The organism is Burkholderia sp. ABCPW 111 (genome assembly GCF_000773065.1).
Lineage (GTDB): Bacteria > Pseudomonadota > Gammaproteobacteria > Burkholderiales > Burkholderiaceae > Burkholderia > Burkholderia savannae.
Map to the genome: position 1 here is coordinate 26,897 of NZ_JPWT01000025.1, position 14,648 is coordinate 41,544.

The 14,648-nt window shown below is 67.8% G+C and carries 16 protein-coding genes and 1 pseudogene; 6 read left to right on the forward strand and 11 right to left on the reverse strand.

Annotated elements, in window-relative coordinates; genetic code table 11:
• Positions 1–9: 9 nt before the first annotated feature.
• From X946_RS04745 to X946_RS04780, 9 genes and pseudogenes are all read right to left on the reverse strand, one after another.
• On the reverse strand, positions 10–636 hold the full coding sequence (locus tag X946_RS04745) for a DUF47 domain-containing protein (RefSeq protein WP_038744567.1): 627 nt from the start codon (positions 634–636) through the stop codon (positions 10–12).
• A gap of 138 nt (positions 637–774) precedes the next feature.
• On the reverse strand, positions 775–2,157 hold the full coding sequence (locus X946_RS04750) for a replicative DNA helicase (RefSeq protein ID WP_038744568.1): 1,383 nt from the start codon (positions 2,155–2,157) through the stop codon (positions 775–777).
• Between the two features lie 9 nt (positions 2,158–2,166).
• Positions 2,167–2,309, reverse strand: a pseudogene (locus X946_RS36640) (DNA helicase).
• A gap of 7 nt (positions 2,310–2,316) precedes the next feature.
• A complete protein-coding gene (gene rplI / locus X946_RS04755; protein WP_038744570.1) occupies positions 2,317–2,769 on the reverse strand; it encodes a 50S ribosomal protein L9 in 453 nt (150 codons plus the stop codon).
• A 27-nt stretch (positions 2,770–2,796) separates the two neighbouring features.
• Positions 2,797–3,072: a 30S ribosomal protein S18 gene (gene rpsR / locus X946_RS04760; protein ID WP_004193360.1), complete on the reverse strand. Its 276-nt coding sequence runs from the start codon at positions 3,070–3,072 to the stop codon at positions 2,797–2,799.
• Positions 3,073–3,074: 2 nt separating this feature from the next.
• Complete coding sequence (gene priB / locus X946_RS04765) at positions 3,075–3,374, reverse strand: primosomal replication protein N (RefSeq protein ID WP_038744571.1); 300 nt, start codon at positions 3,372–3,374, stop codon at positions 3,075–3,077.
• Positions 3,375–3,411: 37 nt separating this feature from the next.
• Positions 3,412–3,786 carry a 30S ribosomal protein S6 gene (gene rpsF / locus X946_RS04770; protein WP_006402295.1) on the reverse strand — a complete coding sequence of 125 codons (375 nt, stop codon included), beginning with the start codon at positions 3,784–3,786 and terminating at the stop codon, positions 3,412–3,414.
• A 246-nt stretch (positions 3,787–4,032) separates the two neighbouring features.
• Positions 4,033–4,935, reverse strand: coding sequence for an anti-sigma factor family protein (locus X946_RS04775; RefSeq protein ID WP_038744572.1), 903 nt, complete (start codon positions 4,933–4,935; stop codon positions 4,033–4,035).
• On the reverse strand, positions 4,925–5,668 hold the full coding sequence (locus tag X946_RS04780; protein WP_038744574.1) for an RNA polymerase sigma factor: 744 nt from the start codon (positions 5,666–5,668) through the stop codon (positions 4,925–4,927). The genes X946_RS04775 and X946_RS04780 overlap by 11 nt, the downstream gene beginning before the upstream one ends.
• Before the next feature lie 215 nt (positions 5,669–5,883).
• On the opposite strand from X946_RS04780, the gene X946_RS04785 reads away from it, so the two are divergent.
• Both X946_RS04785 and X946_RS04790 read left to right on the forward strand, forming a co-directional pair.
• The gene (locus X946_RS04785) at positions 5,884–6,804 is read left to right on the forward strand and encodes a metallophosphoesterase family protein (protein ID WP_038744575.1); all 921 of its coding nucleotides are present in this window, start codon (positions 5,884–5,886) and stop codon (positions 6,802–6,804) included.
• Between the two features lie 10 nt (positions 6,805–6,814).
• A complete protein-coding gene (locus tag X946_RS04790; RefSeq protein ID WP_038744576.1) occupies positions 6,815–7,240 on the forward strand; it encodes a cupredoxin domain-containing protein in 426 nt (141 codons plus the stop codon).
• Between the two features lie 129 nt (positions 7,241–7,369).
• Here X946_RS04790 and X946_RS04795 read toward each other — a convergent pair whose 3' ends face one another.
• Positions 7,370–8,281, reverse strand: a complete 912-nt coding sequence (locus X946_RS04795) for a LysR family transcriptional regulator (protein WP_038744577.1) — start codon at positions 8,279–8,281, stop codon at positions 7,370–7,372.
• A gap of 164 nt (positions 8,282–8,445) precedes the next feature.
• Between X946_RS04795 and gcl the strand changes: the two genes are divergently transcribed.
• From gcl to lysM, 4 genes are all read left to right on the forward strand, one after another.
• Positions 8,446–10,221 carry a glyoxylate carboligase gene (gene gcl / locus X946_RS04800; protein WP_038744579.1) on the forward strand — a complete coding sequence of 592 codons (1,776 nt, stop codon included), beginning with the start codon at positions 8,446–8,448 and terminating at the stop codon, positions 10,219–10,221.
• A 119-nt stretch (positions 10,222–10,340) separates the two neighbouring features.
• Entirely contained in the window at positions 10,341–11,150 is an 810-nt protein-coding gene (gene hyi / locus X946_RS04805; protein WP_038744580.1) for a hydroxypyruvate isomerase, read from the forward strand.
• Between the two features lie 91 nt (positions 11,151–11,241).
• A complete protein-coding gene (locus X946_RS04810; protein WP_038744581.1) occupies positions 11,242–12,147 on the forward strand; it encodes a 2-hydroxy-3-oxopropionate reductase in 906 nt (301 codons plus the stop codon).
• A 651-nt stretch (positions 12,148–12,798) separates the two neighbouring features.
• Entirely contained in the window at positions 12,799–13,269 is a 471-nt protein-coding gene (gene lysM / locus X946_RS04815) for a peptidoglycan-binding protein LysM (RefSeq protein ID WP_038744583.1), read from the forward strand.
• Positions 13,270–13,444: 175 nt separating this feature from the next.
• Here lysM and X946_RS04820 read toward each other — a convergent pair whose 3' ends face one another.
• A complete protein-coding gene (locus X946_RS04820) occupies positions 13,445–14,488 on the reverse strand; it encodes an asparaginase (RefSeq protein ID WP_038744584.1) in 1,044 nt (347 codons plus the stop codon).
• Between the last annotated feature and the right edge of the window lie 160 nt (positions 14,489–14,648).

A 14,648-nucleotide genomic window follows, 5' to 3' on the forward strand; every position in this document is an offset into this window, starting at 1 on the left:
GTGGTCCGCTCAGGCGTTTTCCAGCACGATGCCTTCGATGATGTTCGCGACATCCTCGCACTTGTCGGTGATCTCCTCGAGCAGCTCGTAGATCGCCTTCAGCTTGATGAGCGTCTTGACGTCGTCCTCCTCGCGGAAGAGCTTCGACATCGCCGCGCGCAGCACGCGGTCCGCCTCCGACTCCCAGCGGTCGATCTCCTCGCACGCCTTCAGGATCTGGTTCGATTGCTTCATGTCCGACAGCAGCGCGACGGCCGCCTGCACGTGCTGCGCCGACTGCGTGACGATGTGCGCGAGCTGGCTCGCCTCCGACGTGACCGAGCGCACGTCGTACAGCGACACGGCGGTCGCGACGTCCTCCATCAGGTCGAGGATGTCGTCCATCGTCGTGATCAGCTTGTGGATTTCGTCGCGGTCGAGCGGCGTGATGAACGTCTTGTGCAGCAGATCGATCGCTTCGTGCGTCAGCTTGTCGGCCGCCTTCTCGGCCGATTGCACGTTCTGCTTGTGAATCTCGGCGTCCGCGAGATTGTCGATCAGAAGTTCGAGCTCGCGTCCGCCAGAGACGATGTAATTCGCGTGCGCGTTGAAGATTTCGAAGAACTTGCCCTCGGTGGGCATGAATCGACCGAACATGGGATTCCTGAAAAATGGTCAAACGGCGGTCACAAAAACCGGCGACATTGTACTGTTTAACAGTTGCCAGCCAAGCGCCCGAATGCGACGGCGGCGACGAGATACAACGTTTTGCGAAATAGGGGTTTACATCCGGCGCTACTCGCCGTAGAAGTTTTGCGCCCCTGCAAAATTGTCGAATTTCGTGTATTGACCCAGGAACGTGAGCCGAACAGGGCCGATCGGGCCGTTACGCTGCTTACCGATGATGATCTCGGCGGTGCCCTTGTCGGGGCTGTCCGGGTTGTACACTTCGTCGCGGTAGATGAACAGGATCACGTCCGCGTCCTGCTCGATTGCGCCCGATTCCCGCAAGTCCGACATCACCGGCCGCTTGTTCGGCCGCTGCTCGAGGCCGCGATTGAGCTGCGACAGCGCGATCACCGGCACGTCGAGCTCTTTCGCGAGGCTCTTCAGCGAACGGGAGATTTCCGAGATTTCGGTCGCGCGGTTCTCGCCCTGCGACGAGCCCGTCATCAGCTGCAGGTAGTCGACGATGATGAGCCCGAGCTTGCCGCACTGGCGCGCGAGACGCCGCGCGCGCGAGCGCAGCTCCATCGGATTCAGGCCGCCCGACTCGTCGATGAAGAGCTGCGCCTCGCTCATCTTCTGCACCGCGTGCGTGAGCTTCGGCCAATCCTCGTCGGTCAGGCGCCCGGTCCGCATCCGGTGCTGGTCGAGCCGGCCGACCGAGCCGAGCATCCGCATCACGAGCTGCGTGCCCGGCATTTCCATCGAGAACACCGCGACGGGCAAACCGTACTCGACGGCGACGTATTCGCCGATGTTCATCGAAAACGCCGTCTTACCCATCGACGGGCGGCCGGCGACGATGATCAGCTCGCCGCCGTGCATGCCGGACGTCATCCGGTCCAGATCGACGAAGCCCGTCGGCGTGCCCGTCACGTCGCTCGGATTCGCCGTGTGATAAAGGGTGTCGATCCGCTCGACGACCTGCGTGAGAAGCGGCCCGATCTCGAGGAAGCCCTGCGTGCCGCGCGCGCCGTCCTCGGCGATCGAGAACACCTTCGATTCGGCCTCGTCGAGCAGCTGGCGGACTTCCTTGCCCTGCGGATTGAACGCGTCGGCCGAGATTTCGTCGGCGACCGACACGAGCCGGCGCAGCACCGCGCGATCGCGGACGATTTCGGCGTAGCGGCGGATGTTCGCGGCGCTCGGCGTGTTCTGCGCGAGCGCGTTCAGGTACGCGAGCCCGCCCACGTCCTCCGCCTTGCCCGACGTCGTGAGCGCCTCGTAGACGGTGACGACGTCGGCCGGGCGCGTCGCCGCGATGAGCCGGCCGATGTGCTCGAAGATGATGCGGTGGTCGTACCGGTAGAAATCGCCCTGCGACAGGAAGTCGGCGATCCGGTCCCAGGCGCCGTTGTCGAGCAGCAGGCCGCCCAGCACGGACTGCTCGGCCTCGATCGAGTGAGGCGGGACTTTCAGCGATTCGATTTGGGGGTCTTTCGGCGCATTCATGGCTTCGGATTATCGCGAAATGGGCGCGGCTTCGCCAGCCGGCGTCGAAGACGCCGAGAAACAGACGCCGAGAAACGAAAAAAGGCAGGAACCGGTTGCCCGGGCCCCTGCCCTTCATGTCGGGCGACGTGCGCCGCCCGCATAGACTGCATGTCGTGCTTACGCGTGGTCGCCGATCACGTTGATCGTGACGTCGACGACGACGTCGGTGTGCAGCGCGACTTGCACGCCGTGCTCGCCGATCATCTTCAGCGGGCCTTCCGGCATGCGCACTTGCGCCTTCTCGACGTCGTAGCCTGCCTTCTTCAGCAGTTCGGCGACGTCGCCGTTCGTCACCGAGCCGAACAGACGGCCGTCGACGCCCGACTTCTGCGTGATCTGGAACGACTGACCGCCCAGCTTTTCGCCGACCGCTTGCGCGGCGGCCAGCTTCTCGGCGGCGACCTTTTCGAGTTCCGCGCGGCGGACTTCGAATTCAGCGATCGCGTCCTTCGTCGCGCGGCGCGCCTTGCGGTTCGGGATCAGGAAGTTGCGAGCGTAACCGTCCTTGACCTTGACGATATCGCCGAGGTTGCCCAGATTGGCGACTTTTTCCAACAGAATGATTTGCATTCGAATTCTCCTTATTGCGTCGCCTGATTACGCCTTGTGCTGATCGGTGTACGGCAGCAGCGCGAGGAAACGCGCGCGCTTGATCGCCGTGTCGAGCTGGCGCTGATAGTGGGCCTTCGTGCCCGTCAGGCGCGCCGGCGTGATCTTGCCGTTCTCGCCGATGAAGTCCTTCAGCGTTTCCGTGTCCTTGTAGTCGATCTGCTCGACGCCGGCTGCCGTGAAGCGGCAGAACTTCTTACGCTTGAAGAGCGGGTTTTGCTGCTGACGACGCTTGTCGAATTTCTTACCAGTGGGGCGGGCCATGTTCAGTCCTTTCCAATGTCCTGCAATGCTGTGATGTGAAACACCAGGGTTCTCGCGTTGCGGCTCTTCTTCGCCAGGAAGCCGGTGAAGAGCGTCTCGACGCCCATCTCGCAGCCTTCCAGCTTGCCGCTCGCCTCGCCTGCCGCCACGGCCGGGATCGTCAATTCGACCTGCCGGGCGATGCCTGCTTCGACGACTTCGGCGCGATGCTGCAACGTGGCGCTTGCGATCGGAACGCCGGCGGGGGTGTACCGCACCGGTTCACGCTCGACGACGCTCGCCGTCAATTGCAGCCTGTTCACGAAAGCGCCGCGCTCCTTTCCCTGATGGCTTGATGCGTTAAGCCTGCGCTTCGGTCGGCTGAGCGGCAGCCGCCTTCTTGGCTTCTTCGCGCTGAACTTCCTTCATCATCGGCGACGGGCCGGTTTCGGCCTTCTTCATCTTGACGATGAGGTGGCGCAGCACGGCGTCGTTGAACTTGAACGCGTGTTCGAGTTCGTCGAGCGTCGTCTGGTCGCACTCGATGTTCATGCAGACGTAGTGAGCCTTCGCGAGTTTCTCGATCATGTAGGCCAGTTGGCGGCGGCCCCAGTCTTCGACGCGGTGGATCTGACCGCCGTGCGACGTGATCGTGGTCTTGTAACGCTCGATCATCGCGGGCACTTGCTCGCTCTGATCGGGGTGCACGATGAAGACGATTTCGTAATGACGCATACACACTCCTTGTGGATAGAAGCCACCCGGGCGTCTGAACCGGTGTGGCAAGTGAGAAGCCGGAGAGTTTAACCCGGATATGGGTCGCATGCAAGGTTCATGCATGCGCCGCCGCGCGATTCGGCCGTGTTTTCAACGACTTGAGCGGCCAAGCGGCTCGGCGCGCGCACAGCGTCGATGCGCCGACGCAACGGCCGGTGCGGGAGCAGCCGTCGCGGTGATGGGGTCGCATCTCCTCAGGCGCCGTCACTCGGTTCGCGGCGCGGCGACGCGCGCGCTCAGCGCCATCCTGAACGCCGCGAGCGCGGACGGCTCCGCGTCGCTCACCGCCCACCACGTCATGCCGGCCGCGTTCCAGCGGTCGAGCGCGTAACCCTGCGACTCGGTCGCGTACGGCGCCGCCCCGCCCTCGCCCGACGGCCGCACGTAGACGTCGATCACGTGCTGCCGGTAGCGGTAGACGAGCACCGCGACGCGGCGCTGCCCGACATAGTCGAGCCGGCCGCCCGCGAGCGCGAAACCGCTCGCGCTCAGGTCGACGACGGGCGGCGCGTAGTCGAGGCGGCCGTTGAACCACGGCTTGACCGTATGGCGGTCAGTCGAGATCACGTCGATGTCCCGCGACGACAGGCCGGCCCGCACGTGGCTCGCGACGATTTCGTCGACGGTGCGCTCCGTCGCCGCGCGACGCGCGTCGAGCGCGAGGCCGGCCGCCGCGGCAAGCGCGATCGCCAATGCGACGCCCCAGCCGAGGCCGGGCAGCGTCGCGGCGCGCGGCCGCGGCCGGCCGATCGCCGGGCCGGCGGGCATGCCGTGCGGGCCCGGTCGCGCGAACCAGCGATGCGCGCCCGGGCCGCGCGGGCTGCCGCCGGGCGTCGGCAGGTCCGCGACGGGCGCCTCCGCTGCCGGCGCGCGTGCAACGGGCGCCTGCGCCATCGGCAATCCCGCGACGATGCGCTCGCGCAGCGCGTCCGACGCGCGATGATATTGCGCCTGCCGCACGATCCGGCGAAGCGCGACGAGCCGATCGCGCTCGAGACGGCACGCCCCGCAGCCGCCCACGTGCTGCTCGAGCCGCCACGCATCGGATGCGCAAAGCTCGCGATCGACGTCCGCGCCGAGCAGCGCACGCGTTTCGTTACAGTCCATCGATGGCCTCCGATGCCGTTCCGGACGTCGGCGCACCGCCCGCGCCATTACCCTCGCCATTCGCCGCGCGATCGCCCGGGCGCGCCTGCGCTCCGGCCGCGCGCGGCGCGGACGCATCGCGCGCGCCGCCGCCGAGCGTCGCCGCCAGCCGCCGCCGCGCCCGCGCGAGCCGCGACATCACGGTGCCGATCGGCACGTCCGCGATCGCCGCGATCTCGCGATAGCTCAGATCCTCCATTTCGCGCAGCACGAGCACCTCGCGATACTCGGGCGGCAGTTTCGCGAGCGCGGCGTTCACGCGGTGCGCGTCCTCGCTGCGCACGAGGAGCGCGAGCGGATCTTCGGCCGCGGGATGCCAATCGTCCGGCGAATCGGCGGCGTCGAGCCCGTCGAGCGCGGCGACTTCGTGCGCGTTCACCCGCCGCCGCCATTCGGTGTACCAGGCGTGGCGCACGATCGTCAGCAGCCACGGCCGCGCGTTGTCGCCGCGGCACGAATCGAGAAAGCGCAACGCGCGCATGCACGCCTCCTGCACGACGTCCTCCGCGTCGCTCGCGTTGCCGCACAGCCAGCGCGCGAGGTTGTACGCGGCGTCCAGATGCGGCAGCGCGAGCGCGCGAAACCGCTCGCTGCGCGCCGCCGCGTCGCCCACATCGTCCGCGTCGCCCGCGTCGCGCTTGTCGCGCTTGTCGCTCGCATCGCGCTCGTCGACCATCCGGCCGAATTGACCCACGTCGCCTCCCCGGGATGCGCGGCCCGCCCGCCGGCCGCTCGCGTCCGACGCACGCCGCCGACGACGACGGCACGCACGCGGCTCTAGCATCGTTACCGCCCACCGATCCAGTTTATTCCCGCGATTCGCGCCCGGAGACGAAAAATAATCCGGGAATATTCGTGGCGCGGCCGCGGTATCGCATGCACCACACCCTCATCTGCGAAGGAGCCGCCATGCCGAATCCCACCCTGTCCCTGAAGCGGCGCGATTTCCTGCGCCTCGCCGCCTGCGGAGGCGGCGTCGCGTTCGCGTCCGCGCTGCCCGGCTGGAGCCTCGCCGCGAACGCCGGCGCCGATTTCTTCTTCGTCCAGCTCTCCGATGCGCACTGGGGCTTCACCGGCCCCGCGATCAACCCGGACGCGCGCGGCACGCTGCCGAAGGCGATCGAAGCCGTCAACGCGCTGCCCGTCGCGCCCGACTTCGTGATGTTCACGGGCGACCTCACTCACACGACCGACGACCCAGCCGAGCGCCGCGAGCGGATGCGGCAGTTCCAAGCGATCGTCGCGCAGCTCAAGGTGAAACCGCTCCACCTGATGCCGGGCGAGCACGACGCGAGCCTCGACGGCGGCGCCGCGTACCGCGAGATCTTCGGCGACACGCATTACGCGTTCGATCACAAGGGCGTGCATTTCGTCGTCGTCGACAACGTGTCGGACCCCGCCGGCCGCGTCGGCGACGCGCAGATCGAATGGCTCGCGCAGGATCTCGCGCGGCAGCCGAAAGACGCGCGCATCGTCGTGTTCACGCACCGGCCGCTCTTCGAGCTCGCGCCGCAATGGGACTGGGCGACGCGCGACGGCGCGAAGGTCGTCGACGTGCTGATGCCCTATCCGAACGTCACCGTGTTCTACGGGCACATCCATCAGGAGCATCACGCGATGACGGGCCACATCGCGCACCACGCGGCGCGCTCGCTGATGTTCCCGCTGCCCGCGGCCGGCTCGCAGGACAAGCGCCTGCCGGTGCCGTGGGATGCCGCCGCGCCGTATCGCGGGCTCGGCTGGCGCGAAGTGCGCGTCGGCGACGCGACGCACACGCCCGTGCTGACCGAAATGCCCGTCGTCGCGCAACAACCGCAACCGACCGTCTGAGGAGACTGCGATGCGCCATTTTTTCTTCGATCCGCGTGCGCTTCGCGGCCGGGCACGGGCAACGGCGCCGGTCGCGGCGCGCCGCCGCTGGCTCGTCGCCGCGGGCGGCGCGGCGCTTGCCGCGCTCGCGGGCGTCGACGCGTCGCGCTTGCGCGCCGCCGAGCCGCGCGTGATCAAGGTTCACGCGCGGCGCTTCGTGTTCACGCCGGACCGGATCGCGCTTGCGCCGCACGAATCGGTCGTGTTCGAGCTGACCGCGCAGGACACCGTGATGGGCTTCTCGATTCCGCAATACGGCGTGCGTGCGGACGTGCCGCCGGGCGCGGTCGTGCATCTTGCCGCGCAGGCGGGCGGCCCGGGCACGGTCCAGTTCCTGTGCGACATCTTCTGCGGCTCCGGGCACGAGACGATGAACGGCGTGCTCGTCGTCGGGTAGCGCGAAGGTTGGCCGATTGATCGGCCGGCGGACTGGCGGACTGGCGGACTGGCGGACTGGCGGACTGGCGGACTGGCGGACTGGCGGACTGGCGCCGCGCGCGAAAGAACGCGCGCGGCGCCGCGGCGCTCAGACGGCGCCTTCCCAGTACCCGGGTCGCGCATACGCGGCGCGCAGATAGTCGATGAAATAGCGGACCCGCGCCGGCACGTAGCGTTGCTGCGGATAGACGGCGAGGATGTCGTAGTCGGGCAGCGCGAATTCGTCGAGCACCGTTTCGAGCTCGCCGCGCGCGAGCTGCTGCGCGATCTCCCACGTCGAGCGCCAGCCGAGCCCGAGCCCTTCCGACACCCAGCGGTGCAGCAGCTCGCCGTCGTTGCAGTCGAGCGCGCCCGACACGCGCATCGTCACGAGCTTGCCGTTGCGCCGGAAGTACCAGCCGCGGTTCTGCCCGCCCTGCAGATTGAACGCGAGACAGTTGTGGCCCGCGAGATCGTCGAGCGTTTTCGGCCGGCCGTGCCGGCGCAGGTACTCGGGCGTCCCGCACACGACGCGCCGGTTCGACGCGAGCTTCACCGCGACGAAGTTCGGATCGACCGCGCCGCCGATCCGGATCGACAGGTCGTAGCCCTCGCGCACGAGATCGACGACGCGATCGGTCAGATTGAACGACATCTGCAAGTCGGGCTTGTCCGCGATGAACCCGGGCGCGAGCGGCGCGACGTGCTTGCGCCCGAACGCAGCGGGCGCCGACACGATCAGGTGCCCGCTCACCGCGCGGCGCCCGGCCGCCATCTCGTTTTCCGCCTGCGCCCATTCGGTGAGGAGCCCGCGGCAACGCTCGAGGAACGCGGCGCCGTCCTCGCTGACGACGAGCCGCCGCGTCGACCGGTACATCAGCTTCACGCCGAGGCGCTTCTCGAGCGCGTCGATGCGCCGCCCGAGCACGACGGGCGACACCCCTTCCTCGAGCGCGGCCGCCGCGAGGCTGCCCGCGTCGGCGACCCGCACGAAGGTCTCGATCTGCTTGAACCGGTCCATCCGCCGTCTCCTCACCGCCCCGCGCGGCCGCCCGCGCCCGGCATTCGATACTTTTAGTTTCGAAATAAGCGACTCGAGCGAATCTTATCAAACCTTTCCGGTGTCCCTAAAGTGTCTTCGACACCAGCGATACCCGCGATTCGCATCGAACTAGGAGACATTTCATGGCCAGGATGAGAGCCGTCGACGCCGCCGTGCTCGTGCTCGAGAAGGAAGGCGTGCAGACCGCGTTCGGCGTGCCGGGCGCCGCGATCAACCCGCTGTATTCGGCGCTGCGCCGCTCGGGCGCGATCGGGCACGTGCTCGCGCGGCACGTCGAAGGCGCGTCGCACATGGCGGAAGGCTACACGCGCGCCGCCCCCGGCAACATCGGCGTGTGCATCGGCACGTCGGGCCCCGCCGGCACCGACATGATCACGGGCCTCTATTGCGCATCGGCCGATTCGATCCCGATCCTCGCGATCACCGGCCAGGCGCCGCGCGCGCGGCTCTACAAGGAAGACTTCCAGGCGGTCGACATCGAATCGATCGCGAAGCCCGTCACGAAATGGGCGGTCACGGTGCGCGAGCCGGCGCTCGTGCCGCGCGTGTTCCAGCAGGCGTTCCATCTGATGCGCTCGGGCCGCCCGGGCCCCGTGCTGATCGATCTGCCGATCGACGTGCAACTCGCCGAGATCGAGTTCGACATCGCCACCTACGAGCCCTTGCCCGTCTACAAGCCGCGCGCGACGCGCGCGCAGATCGAGGCCGCGCTCGCGATGCTCGACGAAGCCGAGCGCCCGCTCATCGTGTCGGGCGGCGGCGTGATCAACGCGGCGGCCGAGCAACTGCTCGTCGAATTCGCGGAAACGCTCGGTGTGCCGGTGATCCCGACGCTGATGTCGTGGGGCGCGATCGCCGACGACCATCCGCTGATGGCGGGCATGGTCGGCCTGCAGACCTCGCACCGCTACGGCAACGCGACGCTGCTCGCGTCCGACTTCGTGCTCGGCATCGGCAACCGCTGGGCGAACCGCCACACGGGCAGCATCGACGTCTACACGAAGGGCCGCAAGTTCGTGCACGTCGACATCGAGCCGACGCAGATCGGCCGCGTGTTCGGCCCCGATCTCGGCATCGTGTCGGATGCGAAGGCGGCGCTCGAGCTGTTCGTCGACGTGGCGCGCGAATGGAAGGCCGCAGGCAAGCTGAAGGATCGCGGCGCGTGGGCCGCCGACTGCCGGCAACGCAAGCGCACGCTGCAGCGCAAGACGCATTTCGACGACGTGCCCGTGAAGCCGCAGCGCGTGTACGAAGAGATGAACAAGGCGTTCGGCCGCGACACGTGCTACGTGAGCACGATCGGGCTGTCGCAGATCGCGGCCGCGCAGTTCCTGCACGTGTACAAGGCGCGCAACTGGATCAACTGCGGCCAGGCGGGCCCGCTCGGCTGGACGATTCCCGCCGCGCTCGGCGTGCGCGCGGCCGATCCGCAGCGCCCGATCGTCGCGCTGTCGGGCGACTACGACTTCCAGTTCATGATCGAGGAGCTCGCGGTCGGCGCGCAGTTCAAGCTGCCGTACGTGCACGTCGTCGTGAACAACTCGTATCTCGGCCTGATTCGCCAGGCGCAGCGCGCGTTCGACATGGACTACTGCGTGCAGCTCGCGTTCGACAACATCAACGCGCCCGAGGTGAACGGCTATGGCGTCGATCACGTCGCCGTGGCCGAGGGGCTCGGCTGCAAGGCGCTGCGCGTGTTCAAGCCCGAGGAGATCGCGCCCGCGCTCGAGCGCGCGCGGCAGTTGACGGCCGAGTTCAGCGTGCCCGTCGTCGTCGAGGTGATGCTCGAGCGCGTGACGAACATTTCGATGGGCGCCGAGATCGACGCGATCAACGAGTTCGAGGATCTCGCGGAGAAGGCCGAGCATGCGCCGACCGCGATCTCGCTGCTCGACTGATGCGCATCGCGCTCGCCGCTTTACTTGTTTGCTTGCTCGATTGGATTGATCAGCATCGCTGATCAGTTCAGCTCGACCGATTCGACTTGCTCAACTGACCGACCAGCGAGACCACGAACATGCCGAAATTCGCAGCCAATCTGACGATGCTGTTCAACGAGGTGCCGTTTCTCGACCGTTTCGAGGCGGCGGCCGACGCGGGCTTTTCCGCCGTCGAGTTCCTGTTTCCGTATCCGTACGCAAAGGAGGAGCTTGCCGAGCGGCTCGAAGCGAACCGCCTGCGCCTCGTGCTGCACAACCTGCCCGCGGGCGACTGGGATCGGGGCGAGCGCGGAATCGCGTGCCTGCCCGATCGCATCGGCGAATTCCAGGACGGCGTCGGCCGCGCGATCGACTATGCGCGCGCGCTGAAGGTGCCGCAGCTCAATTGCCTCGTCGGCATCGCGCCGGCGAGCGCAAAGCGCGACGCGACGCTCGCGACGATCGTCGAGAACCTGCGCTTCGCCGCCACCGAACTGAAGAAGGCCGGCATGCGCCTGCTCGTCGAGCCCTGCAATTCGTACGACCTCCCGGGCTTCGCGCTCAACCGCTGCGCCGAAACGCTCGACGTGATCCGCGCGGCCGGCGCCGACAACCTCTTCCTGCAATACGACATCTATCACATGCAGCGGATGGAGGGCGAGCTCGCGGCGACGATCGAAAAGCATCTCGGATCGATCGCGCACATCCAGCTCGCGGACAACCCGGGCCGTCACGAGCCCGGCACGGGCGAAATCAACTATGCGTTTCTGTTCGATCGGCTCGACGCGCTCGGCTACGACGGCTACGTCGGCTGCGAATACAAGCCGCGCACGACGACGGCGGAGGGCCTCGGCTGGCTGCAGCAGATCGCGCGCGTCGATGCGAAGCGCGCCGGCACCGGCATGTGATCCGGCGCGCACGCGAACGCATCCGCTCATCCGCTCATTAGGCATCCACATTAGGCATCCACGATTCACAGGACTCACGGGAGACATCGCAATGGCAACGATCGGCTTCATCGGCCTCGGCATCATGGGCGCGCACATGGCGCGCAACCTGCTCAAGGGCGGCCACCGCCTCGTCGTGAACGGCGCGTATCCGGTGCCCGCCGATCTGCGCGAGCACGCGCAGGTCGCAGCGAATTCGACGGCCGTCGCGCAAGCGTCCGAGATCGTGATCTCGATGGTGCCCGACACGCCCGACGTGCGAAACGCGCTGTTCGCCGACGACGGCGTCGCGAAGGGGCTCGCGGCCGGCAAGCTCGTGATCGACATGAGCTCGATCTCGCCGCTCGACACGCGCGAGTTCGCCAAGGAGATCAACGCGCTCGGCTGCGACTATCTCGACGCGCCCGTGTCGGGCGGAGAAGTCGGCGCGCGCGACGCGACGCTCACGATCATGGTGGGCGGCCCGCAGCGCGCGTTCGAGCGCGCGAAGCCCCTCTTCGACCTGATGGGCAGGAACGTCTCGCTCATCGGCGACAACGGCGCGGGCCAGACCTGCAAGGTCGCGAATCAGATCATCGTCGCGCTGAACCTCGAGGCGGTCGCCGAGGCGCTCCTCTTCGCCGCGCGCTCGGGCGCCGATCCGGAGCGCGTGCGGCGCGCGCTGATGGGCGGTTTCGCGTCGTCGCGGATTCTCGAGCTGCACGGCGAGCGGATGACGAAGCGCACGTTCGAGCCGGGCTTCCGCATCGACCTGCATCGCAAGGACCTGAATCTCGCGCTCGACGGCGCGCGCCGGATGAACATCGCGCTGCCGCACACGGCGAGCGCGCAGCAGCTCTTCAGCGTGTGCGCGGCCAACGGCGGCGGCGCATGGGATCACTCGGCGATCGTGCGCGCGCTCGAGATCATGTCGAACTTCGAGATCGGCGAGCCGCAAAGCGACAAGAAAGTCGCGTGAACGAATGCGGCGGCGCGGCGCGGCGAATCGCGTCGGTGCGATGAAGCGGCGATGAAGCGGCTGCAAATCGGCGGCGCATCGGCGCATCGGCGAAGAGGAAAAGCGCAGCGCCGATGCGCCGCGGCGCGAGCGCCGTAAGCGCAGATGCCCGCCGTTCGGCTCGCACGCGCGCCGCTCGAATCGGGCATCGGTCAACACACCGTTCGCGCGAGCGAACGCAGCGCCGCGATGTCGCCCGTGTCCTGCGCGACGGCGTCGCTTAACACGACAACGAGTCGTCCGCGTGACGCTCGATGCAATCGAACGCGATGCGCGCGCGGCGCATCGTCGATGGGGCGCCTCGCCGCGTGCGCGTTGCACGCGGCGAGGCAAACAAAGCCGCTTTCGGCTGAGAGCGGCAGGTGGGTCCGCAGCGGCACCCGGCGCCGACGGGGAAGCCTTGGTCGGTCAGACGTCGTCGTCGGGTGTCCGTCTGTCGGATTCGTCACAGCACGTATTACATTTCTTTACGTTCGCCGAAGCGATTTTTCATGCAATTTGCAACGCGAACGCCTACACTTTCGCGACGCCTTTCGAGAAGCGCCGCACCGCTTTCGCGCTTCTCGCGACTTCACGGCGCATCTTTTTTCAATCACCTGAAGGAGTGTTGCGATGGGTCTTCTTTCGTTCATCAAGGAAGCGGGTGAAAAGCTGCTCGGCAAGAGCGACGAGCAAGCCGCGAGCGATCCGGCCGCAGCCAATCAGACGGCCGGCGATGCGATCAAGAACTACATCTCCGCACAGGGCCTCGACACGTCGAACCTGACGGTCGCGTTCGACGGCGCGTCGCGCACCGTCACGCTGTCGGGCAGCGTCGCGGACCTCGATACGAAGGCGAAGGTCAAGGTGGCGGCGGGCAACGTGCAAGGCGTCGCGGGCGTGAACGACGACGACCTGCAACCGGACGATCCGCAAGTGCAGTACCACGACGTCGTCTCCGGCGACAATCTCTGGAAGATCGCCGAGAAGTACTACGGCGACGGCTCGAAGAACGACGCGATCTTCCAGGCGAACCGCCCGATGCTCTCGAGCCCCGACAGGATCTATCCGGGCCAGAAGCTCGTGATTCCGCCGCAGTCCTGAACGAAGCGCGCAGCGGCGCATCATGTGAAAAAAGCGGACCCACGGGTCCGCTTTTCTTTTATGCGCCGACGCCGCCTGCGGCTCGATTCGACGCGATGCATTCGGACGCGAAGCGGCCCGCGCGCCGCGCCGCACGCGAGATGCGCGCCGGCCCGCCTATCCGCCTATCCGCCTATCAATACGTATCGAACACCCGCTGCAATTCGCGCACGTCGGCGACGCCCGCCGCGAGCGCGAGCATCAACAGCACGCGCGCCTTGTACGGATTGAGCGAGCCCGCGCTCACGAAGCCGAGCGCGTCGTCGTTCGCCGCGCCGTTGCGCATCACGTGCCCCGAGCCGACGCGCGACGCGCGCACGATCGCAACGCCCTTCGCCGCCGCGTCGGCCAGCGCCGTCTGCAGCGTCGCGTGGATCGAGCCGTTGCCCGTGCCCGCGACGACGAGCCCACGCGCGCCCGCGGCGACGCACGCGTCGACCATCGCGCGCGACGCGCCCGCGTAGCTCGCGACGACGTCGACCTGCGGCCACGCGGCGCCGATCGCGAAGCGCGAGTCGAGCGTATGCGGGCGCGTCGCGCGCCGCGCGAATTCGATGCGGCCGTCCTGCACCCAGCCGAGCGCGCCGAGTTCCGGCGAATGGAACGCGTCGACCGCGTAGGTGCTCGTCTTCACGACGTCGCGCGCGCCGTGTATCCGGTTGTTGAACGCGACGAGCACGCCCTGCCCGCGCGCCGCCTCGCTGCCTGCGACGGCCACCGCGTTCAGCAGGTTGAGCGGGCCGTCCGACGACAGCGCGGTCGCGGGCCGCATCGCCGCCGTCATCACGACGGGCTTCGCGGTCTTCACGGTCAGATGCAGCAGGTAGGCGGTTTCTTCGAGCGTGTCGGTGCCGTGCGTGATCACGATGCCGTCGATCGCGTCGCTCGCGGCGAGCGCGTCGATCCGCTCGACGAGCGTCGTCCACAGCGCGGGCGACAGATCCTTGCTGTCGATGCTCGCGACCTGCTCGGCTGCGATCGTCGCGATCTGCGCGAGCGCGGGCACGGCGGCGAGGAGCCGGTCGACGCCGAGCGCGCCCGCCTGATAGCCGGCCGTCTGCGCGGCGTCGGGCGCGGCGCCCGCGATCGTGCCGCCCGTCGCGAGAACGGCGATGCGTGGCAGCGTGCGCGGCGTCGCGCTCGAAACGTTGGGGGGGCTGGAAGATGTCGGTGCGTTCATGGCCGCGATTGTAACGGCAGCCGGCCTCCGCCCGGCAAGCGCGGAGTTTTCCCGAGTGCGCGCACGCGCGGCGCGAACCGGACGCGCCGGCCTCGCGCCGCCCGACGCGCGCCGTTCGCACTCCCGCACGATGCGCGCCCGACGCGCGAGATCGCGCGCG